Below are 19,958 nucleotides of genomic sequence, written 5' to 3'. Positions count from 1 at the left end.
CAACCAAAATTCATCTCCCACCTACTCATTGGTGCGATTCGCACCTTCACATTCCTTGAGGATGGGAGACTTCTTTCAGAAAGCCGTTAAAGAAAAACAAGAACAAGATTCTCAAGAACCATCCATGGAAAGCCGTAAAACAAGTGTAATAGTCCCGTCCATTTGATTCCGCATCATAAACATGATCAAACTATTTCAGCATGCCGTTTTACTTGCTGGATATGATCATGGCCGGCTGATGGGTTTAGCAACAGCCGGCCATTGTTATCCTGTTTTTATTCCTTTACATATAGCGTCTCAGGCACTTTATCTAAAAGCGGGGTCACCGGACCGTTGCTGATAAGAGCAAGGTGATGCATTGCCCGCGTTCCGACGGTGTATAGCAGGGTGCGTTCTGCTTCATCTTTATACACAGACGCGGAAACATCAAGCACGATGACGCTGTCAAATTCCAGCCCCTTCGCAAGATAAGACGGGATCAGGATGATGCCTTCCGGAAGATCGCTGTATTCTTTTTCAATAAAGGCCAGATCCAGTTCTTTTCGCAATGTTTCATACGCTTCAGCACACTGCTTCCGTGACTTGCCGATGATCGCAACCGTGCTGCTATCTTTTGCGTATGTTTTCGCAAACCGTGCAACTTTTGCCAAAACTTCTTCCTTGCCGCGGGCCGCCGCAACAACCGGCAAATCGCCTTCACGTTCAAACCATTCAATCTTCTCCCCGCCCGCTAAAATTTCTTTCGTAAAGCGGGTGATCTGGGCAGTCGAACGGTAGCTTTTCGTCAAGTATACGACCTGCGCTTTTTCTTCGCCGAAAATCTCCTTGATCAGCTCCATCTGCGAACGGCCGCTTGTGCCGAATATGGACTGGTTCAAGTCACCAAGCATCGTAAACTTGCTGTACGGGAACAAATAGCGCAAATAGGCAAGCTGGATCGGCGAATAATCCTGGATTTCATCAATAAACACATATTTGATCGAACTGCTCGTTGCTTTGCCTGTCAAAAGGTCAAAGAGATACAAAAACGGCACCGTATCTTCATAGGGCAGCCAGCCTTCGCGGAAAGCGGCGCGCGTTTTTCCATCAAGCCGTTCTCCCGCGCCAGGCACAAACTCCGGCGCGCGCCGCAAAAAGTCCAGATACTGCGCACGGATATGGAAATAATGAAATGCTTTGATTTGTTTCCGGATCGAGCTGAAGCGCCGGTTTACGATTTTACGCGCTAAAAATTCTTTTTCATCATCGGCCCCGCTGAACGCATCATTGTTCTTGCGCGATTTGCGCTCGGCATATTGATGGGCGGCAAGATAGGCTTCCGTCCCGAGCAGTTCCATTTCTTCTTCGACCCAAGGCTTTTTCCGCTCTTCTTTTGCAATCTGTTCCAGTTCTTTCAGCAGCTTTTTGCTGACAAGCTGAAACCGGTTCGGCAGCGAGTAACTTTTATCATAGGCATAAAACAGCTCAGAAATTCTTTCCTTCGGGATAATCGTCTCGCCTTTAAAACGAATGTCACGGAAAATGATGCCGCCGTTTAAAAGTTTTTCCGCATAATCCCGAACGGCATGGAAAAATGCAAGGCTGCCTTTGATTTGTGCTTCTTTCCTGTTTTCGGCTTTGCCTTCGAGCGCTTCTTCCATTTGCTCGAGCAGGCTTTCGACTTTTAGCTTTTTGCCAGCGCGTGCCTGGGCAAACTCCAGGAAAGTCGTCTGCTGCATATTGTTTTCCCCGAGCTCCGGGAGCACTTTTGACACATAATGATTAAACAGCTGGTTCGGCGAAAATAAAACAATTTGCTCGGAATTGAGCGAATCGCGGTACCGGTACAGCAAATACGCAATCCGCTGCAGGGCAACCGATGTTTTTCCGCTTCCGGCGGCCCCTTGCACGAACAGAAGATTGCTTGAAACATCACGGATAATCCGGTTCTGCTCTTTCTGAATCGTCGCCACAATATTTTTCATATGGGTGTTTGCGTTTGCCCCAAGCATTTCCTGCAGCATTTCATCGCCGATCGAGATCCCGGTATCAAACATCGCTTCAATATGGCCGCGCCGGATTAGAAACTGCCGTTTCAAATCCATGATGCCTTCGCGCCTGCCGTCCGGCGCCTGGTACGAAACCGGGCCGGGCACCCCGTCATAGTAAATACTGGAAATCGGCGCACGCCAATCGTACACGAGATACTCATCCTCATCCCGGTAGGAAGCAATACCGATGTAGATGGGCTCGGAAGGTCCCCCTTCTTCATGAAAATCGACGCGGGCAAAATACGGCGAATAAATGAGGCGGTCAAGTTTTTTCACGTCTTTTTCCATATGCCCGTAGCTCCGTTCGCGTTCAGCAAGCAGTTCTGCCTGCTGGCGGACGCTCGCCGATGTTTCCACGACATCATCCGGCTCATCGAGGTTCACCGTTACGTCTTCCCAGAACGTATTGCGGATTTCCTGTGCCTCGCCGCGGACAGCCCTTACTTTGGAAAGCAGTGTTTCTTTTTCCTGCTTCATTTTTTCAATTGTATAATCAACGCGTTTTTGTTCCTTTAACCATTCTTCATCATGTGGCATAAAACCGGCCCCTTCCTGACAAGTAAGAGTATAGAAAAACTTTCTTCAAATGCATTGGCATAAAGCAGCACATTCCAACCAGCCGGGAAAAACGCGGCCCCTTAAGCCAATAAATTTGACAATCGTCATTGGAAGATGCTATAATTAAGATGGTAAAATGTATATTGCACCATCCATTGCACTCCGCATTTTAGTATACCACGTTTCTGCCTGTTTTTCCAATGTCTGGTCTGTTCTCATGTTTTTTCTTAGAAGACCGCATGATCTATCATCTTGCCATTCTTTTTCTCCATTTCCCTTTTTCAAGCATAAAGTGATTCACGCTGGCAAAACCTATCCGTAATACTGTTTGTTGGAGGTTGCTAACGTGGAAAATCCAGTACTGACCATTGTCGTTCCCTGTTACAACGAAGAGGCTGTTTTATACGAAACGGAACGCCAGCTGACGGAAGTGGTGTATTCCTTGATGAACGAAGGCCTGATCAGCCCGAAAAGCAACATTTTGTTTGTGGATGACGGCAGCCGTGACCAAACATGGCCGATGATTGAAGAAATCACAAGGAAAAACCGGCTTGTCAAAGGATTGAAGCTTTCGCGCAATTTCGGGCACCAAAAAGCGCTGCTTGCCGGGCTTGAAAAAGCAAAAGAAGCGGCCGACTGCGCCATTTCCATCGATGCCGATTTGCAGGATGACATCTCGGTTATGCGCGAATTTCTATTAAAGTTCCACGACGGCTGTGACATTGTATACGGCGTGCGAAAAAAGCGCGAGAAAGATACCTTTTTTAAAAGAGCGACTGCCCAGGGGTATTACCGGGCAATGAAAAAACTCGGCGTCGATCTCGTATACAATCATGCAGATTACCGGCTGATGAGCAAGCGTGCGCTGGAGGAGCTTTCCCGCTTTCCCGAGCAAAATTTATTTTTGCGCGGCGTAATGCCGTTAATCGGCTTGCAAACGGCTGAAGTGCTTTATGACCGGAAAGAACGGGCAGCCGGCGAGAGCAAGTATCCGCTCAAAAAAATGCTGGCGTTCGCCTTTGACGGCCTTACTTCTTTCAGCGTGGTGCCGATCCACTTTATTACCCTTGTCGGTTTGTTTACTTTTTTATCAAGCACCATCGCCGGCTTGTATGCACTTTTTGTAAAAATTTCCGGGCATGCGGATGACGGCTGGGCTTCGATTATTATCTCCATTTGGTTTTTAGGCGGCTTTATGTTGATGAGTATGGGGTTAATCGGCGAGTATATCGGTAAAATTTACCAGGAAACAAAAAGGCGTCCGCGCTACACGATTGCGCAGGATGCACAGCAGGAGACAATCAGCCAGCAATTGTTGCGGACACAGCAGGATTCGGCAAAAAGGATTAATTGACAAACCTGTTGTCGCTTTTTACGTCGTATCAGAAGCGGTGGTTGGCTTATTCCACCCCGCCGCTTCCTTCTATCTCGCTTTTTTGGGGAGCCGTGTTTTCATATGCGGCAAAGCACCTTTTATATCGGTATTCGGTGAACGCGTAAACACGGGCTTCTTTTCTTTCAGGTCATTTTACGAAAAGAGCCGCGAAAATCACAGACCAGCCTGTAAGAACCGGAACCAAACCTAGGCTCCCTCAAGTGCAAAAAAGCGAAAGGCACACATCATCCTTTCGCTTTTCCTGCTTCAAAATGGAATCACGCCAATCACCAATGCCACAATGATCATAACGAGTGCCGATACGCACGCCCATTTTAAGAAAGCACGTTGCAAATCACCAAACTCGGCACCGACCATGCCGACCAGCAGATAGGTGGATGGGACGAGCGGGCTCAGCAAATGGACCGGAAGCCCGAGCAATGATGCCCTGCCAATTGCCTCCGCACTAATGCCGTACGCTGCTGCTGCTTTTGCAACGAGCGGGAGAACGCCGTAATAAAATGCATCATTGGACATGAAAAAGGTAAACGGTGCACTGATGACTGCCGTGATGACGGCAAAATGCGGTCCCCAGGCTGCTGGAACGTGGGTAATCAATGTGTTTGCCATTGCATCAACCATTTTTGTCCCGGACAAAATGCCTGTAAAAATCCCGGCTGCAAAAATCATCCCCACAACCGACATCGCATTTCCAGCATAGGCTGCAACCCTTTCTTTCTGGACATCCATATTCGGATAGTTGACCATCGCCGCAATGGCAAAACCGAGCATAAACAAAACCGCTGTCGGCAGCACTTCCATAATGAGCCCAACAAGCAGCGCAATCGTCAAAAGGCCGTTGAACCAAATGAGTTTCGGGCGCTTTAATTCATTCCCCTCACCGACTGCAACTGCTGCAGCCTGTTCCAAAATTGCTTCATTTTCTGAGCTGATGATCCCCAGCCGTTTTCTTTCTTTACGCCCGAGATAAAAAGCAAGGAGAAAGACAAATAGCAAGCCGCCGATCATAGACGGAATCACCGGCGTGAACAGATCTGACGTCTCGAGGCCGAGCGCGCTCATTGCCCTGGCTGTCGGGCCTCCCCATGGCAGCAGGTTCATCACGCCCGATCCGGAAACGGCAATGCCCGCAAGCACGAGCGGTTTCATGCCGATCCGCTGGTAAAGCGGCAGCATCGCGGATATAGTAATCATATAGGTGGTCGTGCCGTCCCCGTCAAGCGATACCAAAACGGCTAAAACCGCTGTCCCGATCGCAATTTTGAGCGGATCCCCTTTTACGAGTTTTAATATTTGCGAGATCATCGGGTCAAATAACCCCGCGTCGATCATGAGTCCAAAATAAAGAATGGCAAATAAAATCATAATGCCGGTCGGCGCGACGCTTGTAACCCCCTCGATCGCCATCTTCCCGATTCCTTTCCAAAACCCGCCGATAACCGCAAAAATGACCGGCACCAACATCAACGCAATCATGGCGGAAAGCCGCTTCGTCATGATCAAAAACATGAAAACAATAATCATCAAAAAACCCATGAACGCCAACAAAACAGCCACCCCTTCGTTCATTTCTTTCAGTTTACCCAATGAACCAACCATTGTAAGCGTTTTCAACATATTTGGTATAAAATCTATTTTGACTATTTTGTTCATTTTGTTCACGAACAGAAAAGGGGGAAGGGTGCAAAAGCAACATGTGCCCAGTACTCGCTAACGAAGCCGGCCGATCTAATGGTCGGTGAGCCTCGTGCAAGAGCAACACGTACCCAGTACTCCCCAGTATCCCGTCACGGTCCCAACACTTATGGAAAACCCGATTTCCATTTTTTGTAACCCTCGTTTTCACAACCTGCCGTACAGGCGTTTAAACAAGATAATATTTCCGCTCCGGCCTGCCGACGATGCCGTATTCGACTTCTGCTCTGCACGTCCGGATGGAAACCAGGTATTCCAAATAGCGGCGGGCGGTTGTCCGGGAGGCGCCGATTTTTTCAGCGACCTGTTCGGCGGACTGCCCCTGGTCCGGAATTAGCACTGCTTTTACTTTGCTCAGCGTAATCGCATCAATTCCTTTCGGCAGCTCCGTTTCCTGCGTCCCCGCTTCCCGGCGTGGCGACCCGAACAGCGAATCAACCCAGGCCTGATCCACCGTACCCGCTGTTTCCAGGAGGCGCTTTTTATCCAGATACTTTTCGACCGTCTCCTTAAACTGCTTAAGCGAAACCGGCTTGATTAAATAATGTTCCACCCCATAATGAAGCGCCTTTTCGATAAAATCCTTTTCCACAGCGGCTGTAATCATCATAATGTCGAGATGCGGCGACAACGCCCGCAGGTCAGGAAGCAGATCAACACCGATCCGGTCGGGAAAATATACATCCAGAAGCAAAAAATCCGGAGACTTTTCCTCTACAAGCGCCAGTGTTTCTTTTGCATTCAAGGCTTTGCCAACCACTTCGAAACAAGGGAACTCCGCCAGAAACTTTTCATGGACAAGCGCCACACGGAAATCATCCTCGGCGATCACCGCTTTTATTGTTTTCAACTGTTGACACCCTCCCTTTTCGGCAAATAAACCGTAAAAACCGTTCCTTCCCCGGGGTGGCTGTGGACTTCAATAAAACCTCCAAGTTCAGACACAGCATGAGCGGCATTGGATAAGCCAAACCCTCTGTTCGCTTCTTTTGCTTTTGTTGTAAAACCCCTTTCAAATATATGCCCGAGGACCGCTTCTTCCATGCCAGGTCCGTTATCGCTGATTTCAAATACAATGTCATCCCCCATATCTGTCGCAAAAAACAAGACGGCCGGGTGATCGGTTTTTCCCGCTGCTTCAAAAGCATTGTCGAGCAGATTGCCAAGCATGACAATCAGCCGCATCACATCGATTTGCTTTGGCAACCTTTCTAAAGAACTGTTCGGATCAATATCAAAATGAATCTTTTTTTCGGATGCTTTGCCGAGTTTGCCGAGCAAAACCGCCTGGACTTTCATGTCTTTTATCTTCTCAAAAACACGGGCGTGCTGGTTTTTCAAAGATGCCGTCTCTTCCCTGATAAATTCAATTGCGTCTTCATAAGCCCCAAGCTGCAACAGCCCGGAAAGGACATGCAGCTTATTTGCGTATTCATGGGACTGGGCCCGCAAATCTTCCGAGTATTGGCGGACTTCGCTCAATGTATTGGCCATTCGTTCAATTTCCGAACGGTCGCGAAAAGAAGCAACCGCCCCCTGCACTTTCCCTCGTTCATTCAGAATCGGAGTACTGTTTACAATGAGCGTCCGGTCTTTCCATACCATTTCCCGGTCCTTTTGCGGCTTGCCGGATTTTAACACGGCGTAAAAAATGGAAGCCGGTATCAGCTTGTCAATCTTTGTACGCCTGACCGATCCGTCAATATGCAGCATTTTTTTCGCTGGCTGATTCATGGTAGTGACAAACCCTTCCCGGTCAACAGCAATAATCCCTTCTTTAACCGCATGTAAAATGGCCCGCTTTTCTTTGTAAAGCGACGCGATTTCGAACGGTTCAAGCCCCATTGTGTCTTTACGGATATCCCGGGCAAGCAGCACGCTTCCGATAATGGCCCCGAAAAAAGCGAGCAGTGCGACGCCAGCCACTTTCATCATGTGCATGTTGGTCTGCCGATTCACATCACTTAACATGAACCCGACCGACACGATGCCAATAATGTTTCCGTTCCGGTCGCGTACCGGTGTTTTCCCTCTTAATGACGGGCCAAGTGATCCTTTTGCGCTTGAGATATAGGATTCCCCTTTCAAAATGGCCCGTTCATTGTCACCGCCAACCATCTTTTTGCCAATCCGGTCCGGGAGCGGATGGGAGTAGCGGATCCCTTCCCTGTTGCCGACAACGATAAACTCGGCGCCGGTTTCTTTGCGGATTTTTTCCGCAAGCGGCTGAATCGTTTTGGACGGATCTTTGCTTTGGAAAGCATTCACAACAGCCGGCATTGCCGCCACCGTTTTCGCAATATTTAACGCCAGGCGCCCTTCCTGTTGTTCGATTCGGCGCTGCTCCAGCACCATAAAATAACCGGAAATCGTGCCGATGATCAAAAAAGACAGAAGCAGCACAAGCCCCAGTATTTTTGTCTGCAATGAAACCTTTCTTTTACGCATCCCCATCCCCCGCCAAAAAGGATTTATCTTCATTTTACATGATTTTTGGAAATGTTGCGGCGAAAATGGCATGATGCGCTAAACCGCGTTCCCAATCTAAGCAAAATAAAAGCCGCCGGGATTGTCCCGGCAGCCTGGAAAGGGGCTGGTATTTCTTCTATTATTTTGCTGCAGCCTGTTCGTAAACCGCATCTTCGTACGGCTGGCCGTAAGCATGTTCGCCGTGCAACGTAATATCAAGACCTCTTTTTTCCGCTTCTTCATCAACACGGATCGGCATAAACAATTGGATCGCTTTGATGATAATAAAGGAGGCAATACCAACGAAAATATAGGTGGACACAATGGCGACGAGCTGTTTCCAGACGAGCGACGGATCACCGTAGAACAAACCGTTCGCGCCAGCAGAATTGACCGCTTTAGAGGCGAACAGGCCGGTTGCAATGCCGCCCCATGTGCCACCGATGCCGTGAATGCCGAATGCATCCAGCGTATCATCATAGCCGAGTTTCGATTTCAAATACGTGACGCCCCAGAAGCAGACGATGCCGCCAACCAGGCCGATCAGGATCGAAGCCATTGGCGTTACAAACCCGGCTGCCGGCGTGATCGCTACAAGCCCTGCAATGCCGCCCGAGATCGCGCCTGACAATGTCGGCTTTTTATTGACAATCCATTCCACCGCGGCCCAGCCGATTAACCCGCAAGCCGCCGCAGTATTGGTATTGATGAAAGCATACATGGCAACTTCATTTAACGATAAGGCACTTCCGACGTTAAATCCGAACCACCCGAGCCAAAGGAGACTGCCGCCGATCAGGACAAGCATTAAGTTATGCCGTCCGGTCTCGGATTCTTTCCGTTTTCCGAGCACAAGCGCGAGGATGAGGGCCGCCACGCCGGAAGAAATATGAACCACATTGCCGCCTGCAAAGTCGAGTGCGCCAAGGTTGCGGATCCAGCCGCCAACGCCCCATACCCAGTGGGCAACAGGCGCATAGACGAGCACGCACCATAAGGAAATGAAAATCAAGTATGCCGAAAACCGCATCCGTCCGACAAAACCGCCTGAAATAATGGCAATGGTTAAAACCGCAAACGTCATTTGGAACATCATGAATAAGTTATGCGGAATCGTCGCACTGTAATCTGCATTCGGTTTAAACGTGACATCGTGCAACCCCGCCCAGCTTAAATCGCCGAGAATCGCGTTGCCGCCGGTTGAAAACGCCAGCGAATAACCAACAAGAATCCATAATACCGATACAATCCCAAGCGAACCGAAGCTGTACATCGCGGTGCTTAAAACGTTTTTGCTTTTCACCATCCCCCCGTAAAACAGCGCAATCGCAGGTGTCATGACCCAAACAAGCGCCGTCGATACAAACATAAAGACCGAATCTGCAGGAACCATTTGCCTCTTCCTTTCTGATGTTAGATTTTATAACGCATCTTTGTTATATAAATTATCATATGTGATGTCAGCCATTTTTTCAATACTTTTTCGTTAATTTTTTTAAAATTTTTATATTTGTTGTCAGGTTTTCTTACATACCGATCAGAACGCGCTTTCAAATTTTAAACGAAAAGGACTGTTTTCCTCATGCAAGCTTTTAAAATGATTGGCGCATCCTAAAATGTGGTACAATCTGTCTGTAAAACTCCAAAGAAAGAAGGGAATTGGATGAACCCGTTTACGTTTTACAACCCGACTGAACTGATTTTCGGAAAAGGGCAGCTCGAAAAGCTCGATGAAAAAATCGACCAGCTCGGAAAACGGATCTTGCTTGTATATGGCGGCGGCAGCATCAAACGTTCCGGCTTGTATGACAAATTGCAGGCAATTTTTGAGAAGAAAGGCTGCCATGTGCGCGAACTTGCGGGCGTTGAACCGAATCCGCGCCTGTCCACCGTTAAAAAAGGCATCTCCCTGATCCGCGAAAATGAACTCGACTGGATTCTTGCTGTCGGCGGCGGCAGCGTCATCGACTGTTCGAAAGCAATCGCAGGCGGTGCCCTGTATGACGGCGATGTATGGGATTTTTACGAAAGAAAGGCGAAAGTGGAAAAAGCGCTGCCGCTTGGCACTGTGCTGACGCTGGCTGCGACGGGTTCAGAGATGAATAAAGGCTCGGTGATTACGAACTGGGAAACGCAACAAAAACACGGAGCAAGCATGACTTTCCCGACGTTCTCGATTTTAGACCCGGAAAATACGTTTACCGTGCCGCGTAACCAGACTGTTTACGGCATTTCGGATACGCTCTCGCACGTATTTGAGCAATATTTTTCGCATACAAAAGAAATTCCGCTGCAAACCGGTTTTGCAGAAACGATTATGAAAACAGTGATCGAAAATGCGCGTAAAGTGCTGCAAAACCTTGAGGACTATGATGCGCGCGCAAACTTAATGCTGAGCTCCACTTTTGCGCTCAACGGCCTGCTTGCGACCGGCGTGGAAACCGACTGGGCAACGCACTCGATCGAGCACGCCGTCAGCGCTGTTTACGATATCCCGCACGGCGGCGGGCTTGCGATCATCTTCCCGAACTGGATGAAGTACGTCTATAAAGAAAATATCCCGCGTTTCAAACGGTTTGCCGTTGAGGTATGGGGCGTGGATCCTGCAGGGAAAACGGATGAGGAAATTGCACTTGCTGGCATTGATGCAGTCCGCGCTTTCTTTAACGAAATCGGCGCGCCAAGCCGGCTTGCAGATTACAATATCGGCGATGACAAGCTCGACGTCATGGCAGAAAAAGCTTTGCCATTCGGCCCGATCGGCAACTTTAAAAAACTGGGCAAGGAAGATGTGCGGGAAATTTTGAAGATGAGTTTGTAAAAAGAAAAGGATGTCCTTTATAGGGCATCCTTTTCTTTTTGATGGGAGCCTGCGAAATGAGAGGATTAAAACCCGCCTCCGCTTCCGAACCATCTGACCATAGCGGACCGTTGAAAATCGGCACAAGAATGGAGACTGCGAAACGGGGATTGAAAACCGCCTCTGTTCCAATCATCTGGCCATAGTGTAGATCCATTGGAATCCGGTACAAGAATCGAAATGGGGGTTGAACCCGTCTCCGTCCGAATCATCTCGGGCATAGTGGCAGCCCATTGGAAACTGGCACAAGAATCGAAATGGGGTTACAACCCACCTCCACTTGAATCAACTGGTCATAGTGGCGGACCGTTGGAAACCGGCACAAGAACGGAGACTGCGAAATGGGGGTTACAACCCGTCTCCGTCCGAATCATCTCGCCATAGCGGCGGACCGACCATTGGAAACTGGCACAAGAATCGAAATGGGGTTACAATCCGCCTCCACCTCTGAATCATCTCGCCATAGTGTCGATCCCTTGGAAACCGGCACAAGAACGGAGACTGCGAAACGGGGTTACAACCCGCCTCCACTTGAATCAACTGGTCATAGTGGCGGACCGTTGGAAACCGGCCAAGAAAGGAACCTAAGAAATGGGGTTACAACCCGCCTCCACTTCTGAGTCATCTCGCCGTAGCTGTGGCCGGGTGACTAGCCTAAGCAAAGGAGCCCCGTCAGGAAGCAGTTTTCCCAACGGGTCGCAGTTACTCCAGCACCTCTTTATATACTTTATTTTCCCGCATCAAAACCGGGTATAAAACCAGGCCGATGACAAACAGCCCGATGCCGAGGAAGAACGTTTTTAAATCGGCAGTGCCGGTAATGATGACCCATACCGAATACACTAGCGCAATACCGGTAATGATACCGTCTGTTGTGCGAGCGCCTAGCGACGTATAAGTTTCACCGGCTGCCACCAGCTTCAACTGGTAAATAACCGATACAAGATACGGGATCAAATAAGCCAGTGTTGCCACGACAATGGCAAAATCATACGCTTCCGAAATGGTGTCCGACACAGTGGAGAATAAAAAGATTTGCGTCATGATATTTGTTACCAATAGCGAACGGGACGGTGATCCTTTTCTGTTCGTTTTCCCGAAAAATGCCGGAAAAAGGCCGGCCTTTGCCGCTTGGTACGGCACTTCGGAGCTGACGATAATCCAGCCGACAGTTGAACCAAACAAGGAAATGAGCGCCAGTGCGGCTAATATATACTGGCCGTTTGCACCGAGCACCTGACCGAGCGCATCGACAAGCGGTTTATGTGAAACGCGCAGTTCCGCCTGGGACAAAGCGCCCATTGTCAGTAGTGTAATGCCGACATAAATCAGGATCGAGATCAACAGGCCGAGAAGTGTTGCCTTTTTCACATCTTTTTGTGATTTGGCGCGGTTTGACAGCATTACTGCCGATTCTATGCCGATAAACGCCCACAATGTGGAGATGGCGCCGCCGTTAATTTGCCCGAAGAGAGAAACAGCGTGGCCGTCCGCATCGGTAAAAGCTTTCGCATTGCCGAAGTTCGCGGCATCGAATGCAAAAACGGTAATGACGATAAACATCATAAAGCCGAGTACTTTTGTGACCGTCGCGACAAGATTCATTTTTCCGCCGCTGTTAAAGCTATGCGACAGAATCGATTGAATCCCCCAAAGCATGACTGTACACACAGCAAATGTCAAAAATTTTCCGGTCTCCATTTGGAAAGATCCGAGCGTAAACAGGATTTTCGTGCTTTGCATAATCGGGAAAAATGTCGTTAAATAACCCGCAAACGAAATAATGACGGAAGCCGTTGCCGCCCAGTTCGCTGCCCAGTAGCCCCATGCCATGCTGTAGCCGGCGACCCGGCCTGCCTGTTTCGATTTAAAAAGCGACTGTGCGTAGCTTTGCGGTCCTGCTTTCAGTTCCGGTTTCCGGATGGCCAAGTTTCCGAACACGAGCGCAATCATCAAAACACCAAAGCCGGTCAGCACCCACGCAAGTGTTGAACCGAGCGCCCCTGCCTTATTTGCGAGATTAGCCGGCAGCATGAAGACCCCGCCGCCCACCATATTGCCGACAACGAACGTGGTTAAAGTCCAAAGTCCCCATTTTTTATTCATATATGTTCACCCTCTGTGTTGGTTTGGTTTCGCTTCATTTTATGTCATTATTTTAACGCATTTCTTTATCTTGGTAAAGTGATAAATTACTAATGTGGTAAAACAATGATTTGGAATTTGATGGGAAGCCTACAAGTGCACAAACCAAAACCGGGGATGTCAGGACAAGATCAATCAGGCAATGCTGCCGGATGGAGAGAAAAGGAAATGCTAACCAATCCAGGGTAAAACCTGATCTCCAAGTTTGCGACCGTACCGAAAAAAAGCGGTAAATCAGGTGTTTTATTTGTATCTTTCCATTAAAATAAATATATAGAATGGAATTAACTTTTCGATTCCGGAATGGAAACCAATCAGAACTGCCGTTTCGTAGGGCAAAAGTTTTAAAACCTATATTTCTTTCATTGCCAAGTTTTCACTATAAGGAGTATAATAACTGTAATCCGGTCATCTGATGATTGACCTAATACTTTAAGAAGGTGAATATTGTGAGAGTGAGTTTGTTCATCACTTGCCTTGTCGACATGTTCAAAGCGGATGTCGGGAAAGCAATGGTGGAAGTGCTGGAGCGGCAGGGCTGTGAAGTTGATCTTCCAAAAGGCCAGATTTGCTGCGGGCAGCCGTCCTATAACAGCGGTTATCTGGAAGATACAAAACCTGCGATGAAACAAATGATGAAAGCGTTCGAAAACGCAGATTACGTCGTATCTCCTTCCGGCTCATGCGCATACATGTTTAAAGAATACCCGGAAATTTTTGCAGGCGACCCGGTGTGGGAACCAAAAGCAAAAGCGCTCGCTGCGAAAACATACGAATTTACACAATTTCTCGTGGATGTATTAAAAGTGGAAGACGTCGGGGCAAGCCTGCACGCAAAGGCCACCTACCATCCATCATGCCATATGACGCGCCTGCTCGGAGTAAAAGACGCGCCTATGAAACTGTTAAAACATGTGGACGGCCTTGAATTTGTGCCACTGCCTAATGCATTGTCATGCTGCGGGTTCGGCGGCACGTTCTCCGTGAAAATGAGCGAAATCTCCGAGCAAATGGTGGACGAAAAAGTGGAGCACGTCGAAGAAACCGGTGCTGACGTTTTAATCGGCGGCGACTGCGGCTGTTTAATGAATATTGGCGGCCGGATGACGCGTAAAGGCAAACCGATGAAAATTATGCATATTGCAGAAGTTTTGAACAGCAGAGATTAAAAAACGGCAAAGGGGTGAAAAAAATGGGTTTATCGATTAGTGATGAAAAATTTAAAGGCAGGGTCGAAGAAGGCATCAACGATGATTTTATGCGTGGTGCCGTCCGCAGTGCCCAGGAACGGCTGCAAACCAACCGGCTGGCGGCAGCCAATGAACTCGGAAACTGGGAAGAATGGCGTTCGCTCGGTGAAGAAATTCGCCAACACGTTTTAAACAATCTGGACTATTATCTATATCAATTAAGCGAAAATGTATCAAAACGCGGCGGCCATGTCTTCTTTGCCCAGACCGCTGAAGAAGCGAGCCAGTATATTAAGGAAGTCGTGCAGAAAAAAAACGCGAAAAAAGTGATTAAATCGAAATCGATGGTGACGGAAGAAATCGGCATGAATGAAGCCCTGATGGAAGCGGGCAGCACTGTTGTCGAGTCCGACCTCGGCGAGTACATTTTACAGGTGGCCGGCGACCATCCTTCCCATATCGTCGCGCCGGCTTTGCATAAAAACAAAGATCAAATCCGCGACGTGTTTCGCGACCGTCTCGGCTATACCGGCACGGAAAAACCGGAGGAACTGGCCGCGTTTGCACGTAAAGTTTTGCGCGAAGAATTTTTATCGGCGGAAATTGGGATTACCGGCTGTAACTTTGCCATTGCCGAAAGCGGTTCGGTCGGCCTTGTCACAAATGAAGGGAATGCCGACATGGTCACAACCCTTCCGAAAACACAGATCGCTGTGATGGGGATGGAACGGCTTGTCCCGACTTACGAAGAGTTCGAAGTTTTGGTGAGCCTGTTAACGAGGAGCGCGGTCGGTCAGCGGCTGACGAGCTATATTACAACTGTGACCGGCCCGAAAGAAGCAGGCGAAGTCGACGGGCCGGAAGAATTCCACCTCGTGATTGTCGACAACGGGCGTTCCGATATTCTCGGGACGGAATTCCAACAGGTGCTGCAGTGCATCCGCTGTGCAGCCTGCATCAATGTATGCCCGGTTTACCGGAATATCGGCGGCCATTCGTACGGCTCCATTTACCCAGGACCGATCGGCGCGGTATTAAGCCCACTTTTAGGCGGATACGACAAATACAAAGAACTCCCGTACGCCTCTTCGCTTTGCGGAGCCTGCACAGAAGCCTGCCCGGTGAAAATTCCGCTGCATGAGCTTTTGATTAAGCACCGCCAAGTGATCGCGGAAAAAGAAAAACGCTCACCGGTAGCAGAACGGCTGTTGATGAAAGCGTTCGGCGTCGGCGCTTCAAAACCTGGACTTTACGGGGCCGGGGCAAAAATGGCTTCCAAAGTCGTCCGTCCGTTTTTAAAAGACGATTTGATCCATAAAGGACCGGGGCCGATGAAACCGTGGACGGATGTGCGCGATTTCCCTGCGCCGAACAAAGAACCTTTCCGTGACTGGTTTGAAAAGCGGGAGAAAGACAGGGGGCAGAAAAAATGAACGGAGCCATCCAAAACCGGGATGCATTTTTAAATAATATTGCCGGCAGGCTCGGCCGCAAACCGGTTGTATCCGGCGTTGCCCGTCCGGATTACAAGCATAAGCCGCAATATGATGTACTGCCAAATGCAAACCAGGAGGAACTGCTGGAAGTATTGCGCCAGCAGTCGCTCAGTGTCCATGTTGATTTTTTTGAAACGGATGCAAAAACTTTGCCCGGAAAATTAAACGAAGTCGTAGAACTGTACGGCGGCGGGCCTGTCTCGCTTTGGAATGACAAGCGGTTCGGGGAATTCGGCTTAACCCCGCTGATTGAGGAAGGCTGGCCGGAAATGGGAATCGAAACCCATGTCTGGGATCCCGAAATCGGCGAAAAAAATATTGCGCTGTGCGAAAAAGCGAATGTCGGGATTACGTTCAGTGATATCACATTGGCGGAATCCGGCACAGTGGTTTTGTTCAGCAGCAAAGAACGCGGCCGGTCGGTCAGCCTGCTGCCGAAGACGTATATCGCGATTGTACCGAAAAGCACGATTGTCCCGCGCATGACGCAGGCCGCCTTACAGATCCGCGAAAAGATCAAAAACGGGGAAACCGTCCCGTCATGCATCAATTTTATTACCGGCCCAAGCAACTCTGCTGACATTGAAATGAACTTGATCGTCGGCGTGCACGGGCCAGTCAAAGCGGCTTACATTGTTGTGAACGATAAATAATAAAACGCAAAAAATTCAAAAAAATAGATGACCTGTTGAAACAGGCCATCTATTTTTGGTTTTACGCTGTTTTTTTCGCTTCTTGTTGCAGCTCACTGTGGCGGATGCTGTATCCGAAGTAGATCACCATGCCGATTGCGAACCAGACAACGAAGCGGATCAGGGTTGCCGGCTGTAGGCTTGCGATCAATATGCCGCAAGTAATTGCACCGAGAGCCGGTATAACCGGGGCAAGCGGTGTTTTAAACGGACGTTCCAGATCCGGGCGTTTATAGCGGAGCACAATGACTGCCACGCATACAATCACAAATGCAGCAAGCGTCCCAATATTGGTCATCTCAGCCACAATATTGATCGGGAGGAACCCGGCTGTGATCGCGGTGACGATTCCGACCAAAACAGTTGAAGTCGCTGGAGTTTTTCTCTTTTCACTGACTTTTGAAAAAATTTTAGGCAAAAGTCCGTCACGCGACATGGCAAACAATACACGCGTCTGCCCGTATGCCATAACAACCAATACGGAAGTAATCCCGCAAATGGCCCCAACGGAAACCAGTGCCGCACCCCAGTGAATGCCAATTTGCTGCAATGCATACGCAACGGGAGCAGAAGCAGCTTCCGGCCTGCTGAAAATGCTGAATTTGACAACGCCTGTCAAAATGGCGGAAACGATGATATACAACACGGTACAAATTAACAAGGAGAACAAAATTCCGCGCGGCACGTCTTTTTGCGGGCGGCGCGTTTCTTCTGCAGCTGTCGATACAGCATCAAAGCCGATGTAAGCAAAGAAAATAACCGCTGCGCCCGAAAGCACGCCTTTAAATCCGAACGGCATAAACGGATGCCAGTTGACCGGTTTCACATGTGCGACAGCAAGCACCACAAACAGCAGGACAACGGCTACTTTTATGGCTACGATGATGCCGTTCAGGCGAGATGTCTGCTGGACCCCTGAATACAACAGCCAGGCAACTAGAGCGATAATGAGAATGGCCGGCAGGTTGACAATGCCACCGTCCATCGGTGCAAGCGTCAGCGCTTTTGGCAGATGAACTCCGAGATTTCCAAGCAAGTTCACGGCGTATCCGGACCAGCCGATCGCAACGGTTGAAACAGCCAGGCCGTATTCCAAAATCAAATCCCAGCCGATAATCCATGCCCAAAATTCACCCAGCGCCGCATACCCGTAAGTATAAGCACTTCCGGCAACCGGCACCATTGATGCAAATTCTGCATAACACAAGGCAGCAAATCCACATGCGAGCCCCGACAGGATAAAGGAAATAACGAGTGCAGGGCCGGAATAGTTTGCTGCAGCCACACCTGTCAGCACGAATATCCCTGTGCCGATAATGGCGCCGATCCCGAGCAAAGTGAGATCGAGTGCACCAAGCGCTTTTTTCAGCCCTTGCTTGCCCTGGGTCTCTTCTACAAGGTTTGCGATTGCTTTTGTCTGAAAGATGCTCATCTCTCATCCTCCCCAAAATTTTTGTATAATTGCATATCTCTATTATACTTTTCATTGAAAATTTATCAATATAGAAATATAACAAATTAATAAAAAATTTTGATTGTAAGAAATTGTAACCCTTATCACGCTTTTCCAGCCTGCCCGGATATATCCGTATTGGTTTGCCGGCAGCAAAAACTGTTGTATTTGCATCGTAATAGAACATGGCAGCGTAAAAACTTTGCATATGAAATAAAAGAACGTCCGCGAAGCTTTTTCGTGAAGGCCCCTGATACGTTTACCCGGGGCCGGGTAAGCATATCAATTCGCAATTTAACCCTGCGGCGGGCTTTTGCCACGGATCTTTTGCCTGCCAACGGTGGTTCAGCGCCAAAAACGGGCCTAAAATCTTTCTTGGAACAACCCGCAATCCTTCAAAATCGTGAGCCTGCTACGGAATATCCGATGGTCGCAATCCCGCTGCTGTATGGTATAATCAAACTATCAAGGAGGGGATTTTATGGCAGCCCAATTGACCATTACAGACCGCAAACACGTGATTCACGCGGATATAGAAAGGATGGCCGTTTTTTTGCAGGGCAAATTTGTCGAGGCAACCGGTGATGATGGCCGCCTGTGGTATGTGATTTTTTACAAGGACCATTATTTGAACGCGGTACCCGCCGCCAAAATCAAACGGCAGTCCGCAGTGGCGCAGGCTTTCCGTGACTGCATTGTGCTGGAGCCTCCCCATCCGCTGATTGATTTGCTTTTCCAGCCGGGTTGCTCATTTAAAACCATTCATTTTGCCCAGCTTACCGGCAAAATGGAGAAACTGTTCCCGCCACTTGAAGCCGCCTGGATTGCCACGTTTTTCGAATCGTTTGTCCCGAAACGGAAGCTCTTTGAATATATCCAATCCATCTTTTATGAATACCGCCGCAATGGCCAGCTATTGCAGTGCGCGCGCATCCTCCGCATTTTAAAAGATTTTGCGCCGAAGCAAAGCTGGGTCAAGCAAATGTCCCGCGATTTAAATCTGATTAAGTACGACAAACTCTTTCAATCCTATTCACCCGAACTGATCCGGAAAGACCCCCTTTATGCCGAAAAACTTTTATATGAGAAAATGCCGGATGCTGAAGCTTTTGCAAAACTTTGCGACCTACTGCGTGCGCAAAACCGGTGGGCGGACGAAATCGCGTTAAGCCTTGAGCAAATGGAATCGTCGCCGACCGATACCGGCTACAAAGCGCTCCTTGAACGGCTGGATGCGCATTTCGAAGAGGCGGAAAAAATGGCCATTTTGGAAAATCTATATGCCCGCATTCAGCAGTTTGAACCGCTGCAGCAGGATTTACTTAAGTTTTATATTGAGACAAAACAACTGGAAAAAATGATCCCGATGATGCTTGAGGAACAGATTCAGTTGAGTGCGAAACAGGCGGAAAAAGTGGAAAAGATGCTTGAATCATGGAGCCCGGATGATGGTGAAACAGATGTAGAAGCACTGAACCGGCTTGCCCCGCTCTTTTCCGGGCATCCGGCACAGGCAGAGAAATTCGTGGTAAAATGCATTTCCTATTTGTTACAGCACCGGGACACTTCCTATATACTGGAATGGCTGCTTCCGTTCAAGAAAGCAGCCGGGCATTTGCCGGCCATCCGCAAAGTGGAGCAAATGCACCAAATGGCGGACGATCCCGACAAGCAATCCCTGCTCGGGGAATTGTATTTTGAATTCGGGCAGTACGACAGAGCGCTTGACTGTTTCAGCTGGGAAATGGAGTTGCGGGAAAACGACCCCGCCCCGGTCAAATGGTTGTCAAAAATTTATCACGAACTCGGCATGCAAGCGGAATCGAACGCATACCGAAATTTGTATATTGATATGGAAAAGCGAAGAGCGTAAGGCGAAAGTGGGGCCAGACCCTGCTTTTTTTATGGCCGAGTACGCAGGTCGCCCAAATGGCTGCGATGAAGGACATTTCTGCGGGCGGACGGATCCCCTTT

14 protein-coding genes are annotated in these 19,958 nt (G+C 48.9%); 7 read left to right on the top strand and 7 right to left on the bottom strand.

All coding sequences use genetic code 11. The features are described from left to right. Positions 1–275 precede the first annotated feature (275 nt). Complete coding sequence (gene helD, locus NFR98_RS09530; RefSeq protein ID WP_251460014.1) at positions 276–2,567, bottom strand: RNA polymerase recycling motor HelD; 2,292 nt, start codon at positions 2,565–2,567, stop codon at positions 276–278. A 367-nt stretch (positions 2,568–2,934) separates the two neighbouring features. Here helD and NFR98_RS09525 point away from each other — a divergent pair, with 367 nt between their 5' ends. After that, on the top strand, positions 2,935–3,942 hold the full coding sequence (locus tag NFR98_RS09525) for a glycosyltransferase family 2 protein (protein ID WP_251460012.1): 1,008 nt from the start codon (positions 2,935–2,937) through the stop codon (positions 3,940–3,942). A gap of 288 nt (positions 3,943–4,230) precedes the next feature. Here NFR98_RS09525 and NFR98_RS09520 read toward each other — a convergent pair whose 3' ends face one another. The 4 genes from NFR98_RS09520 to NFR98_RS09505 all read right to left on the bottom strand — a co-directional run bounded on the left by NFR98_RS09520 (position 4,231) and on the right by NFR98_RS09505 (position 9,541). Then, positions 4,231–5,532, bottom strand: a complete 1,302-nt coding sequence (locus NFR98_RS09520; protein ID WP_251460011.1) for a CitMHS family transporter — start codon at positions 5,530–5,532, stop codon at positions 4,231–4,233. 316 nt (positions 5,533–5,848) lie between these two features. Next, a complete protein-coding gene (locus NFR98_RS09515; protein WP_017550630.1) occupies positions 5,849–6,529 on the bottom strand; it encodes a response regulator in 681 nt (226 codons plus the stop codon). Next, complete coding sequence (locus NFR98_RS09510; RefSeq protein WP_026684233.1) at positions 6,526–8,127, bottom strand: ATP-binding protein; 1,602 nt, start codon at positions 8,125–8,127, stop codon at positions 6,526–6,528. The genes NFR98_RS09515 and NFR98_RS09510 overlap by 4 nt, the downstream gene beginning before the upstream one ends. Positions 8,128–8,287: 160 nt before the next feature. Next, positions 8,288–9,541 carry an ammonium transporter gene (locus NFR98_RS09505; protein WP_017550632.1) on the bottom strand — a complete coding sequence of 418 codons (1,254 nt, stop codon included), beginning with the start codon at positions 9,539–9,541 and terminating at the stop codon, positions 8,288–8,290. A 270-nt stretch (positions 9,542–9,811) separates the two neighbouring features. Here NFR98_RS09505 and NFR98_RS09500 point away from each other — a divergent pair, with 270 nt between their 5' ends. Together NFR98_RS09500 and NFR98_RS15760 are read left to right on the top strand one after the other, a co-directional pair. Then, positions 9,812–10,969 carry an iron-containing alcohol dehydrogenase gene (locus tag NFR98_RS09500; protein ID WP_017550634.1) on the top strand — a complete coding sequence of 386 codons (1,158 nt, stop codon included), beginning with the start codon at positions 9,812–9,814 and terminating at the stop codon, positions 10,967–10,969. A 56-nt stretch (positions 10,970–11,025) separates the two neighbouring features. Next, a complete protein-coding gene (locus tag NFR98_RS15760; protein WP_268810711.1) occupies positions 11,026–11,154 on the top strand; it encodes a hypothetical protein in 129 nt (42 codons plus the stop codon). Between the two features lie 556 nt (positions 11,155–11,710). Here the strand turns inward: NFR98_RS15760 and NFR98_RS09495 are convergent. Further along, positions 11,711–13,114 carry an amino acid permease gene (locus NFR98_RS09495; RefSeq protein ID WP_061087278.1) on the bottom strand — a complete coding sequence of 468 codons (1,404 nt, stop codon included), beginning with the start codon at positions 13,112–13,114 and terminating at the stop codon, positions 11,711–11,713. Positions 13,115–13,602: 488 nt separating this feature from the next. Between NFR98_RS09495 and NFR98_RS09490 the strand changes: the two genes are divergently transcribed. From NFR98_RS09490 to NFR98_RS09480, 3 genes are read left to right on the top strand one after another with little or no spacing between them, the layout of a single operon-like run. Continuing rightward, positions 13,603–14,322, top strand: coding sequence for a (Fe-S)-binding protein (locus NFR98_RS09490; protein WP_017550636.1), 720 nt, complete (start codon positions 13,603–13,605; stop codon positions 14,320–14,322). Positions 14,323–14,345: 23 nt separating this feature from the next. Then, positions 14,346–15,776 (top strand): LutB/LldF family L-lactate oxidation iron-sulfur protein, encoded by a 1,431-nt coding sequence (locus NFR98_RS09485; RefSeq protein WP_017550637.1) that lies wholly within the window; start codon positions 14,346–14,348, stop codon positions 15,774–15,776. Continuing rightward, the gene (locus tag NFR98_RS09480; protein ID WP_014096310.1) at positions 15,773–16,492 is read left to right on the top strand and encodes a LutC/YkgG family protein; all 720 of its coding nucleotides are present in this window, start codon (positions 15,773–15,775) and stop codon (positions 16,490–16,492) included. The genes NFR98_RS09485 and NFR98_RS09480 overlap by 4 nt, the downstream gene beginning before the upstream one ends. A gap of 61 nt (positions 16,493–16,553) precedes the next feature. Here the strand turns inward: NFR98_RS09480 and bcaP are convergent, their stop codons facing one another. Continuing rightward, positions 16,554–17,963, bottom strand: coding sequence for a branched-chain amino acid transporter BcaP (gene bcaP, locus NFR98_RS09475; protein WP_251460009.1), 1,410 nt, complete (start codon positions 17,961–17,963; stop codon positions 16,554–16,556). A 502-nt stretch (positions 17,964–18,465) separates the two neighbouring features. Between bcaP and NFR98_RS09470 the strand changes: the two genes are divergently transcribed. Then, entirely contained in the window at positions 18,466–19,857 is a 1,392-nt protein-coding gene (locus tag NFR98_RS09470; RefSeq protein ID WP_035189141.1) for a hypothetical protein, read from the top strand. The last annotated feature ends 101 nt before the right edge of the window (positions 19,858–19,958 follow it).

The sequence above is a fragment of the Weizmannia agrestimuris genome (assembly GCF_943193165.1).
Lineage (GTDB): Bacteria > Bacillota > Bacilli > Bacillales > Bacillaceae_C > Weizmannia > Weizmannia faecalis.
Note: the sequence above shows the minus strand (reverse complement) of the source record. Positions and strands in the feature narration are given on the sequence as shown.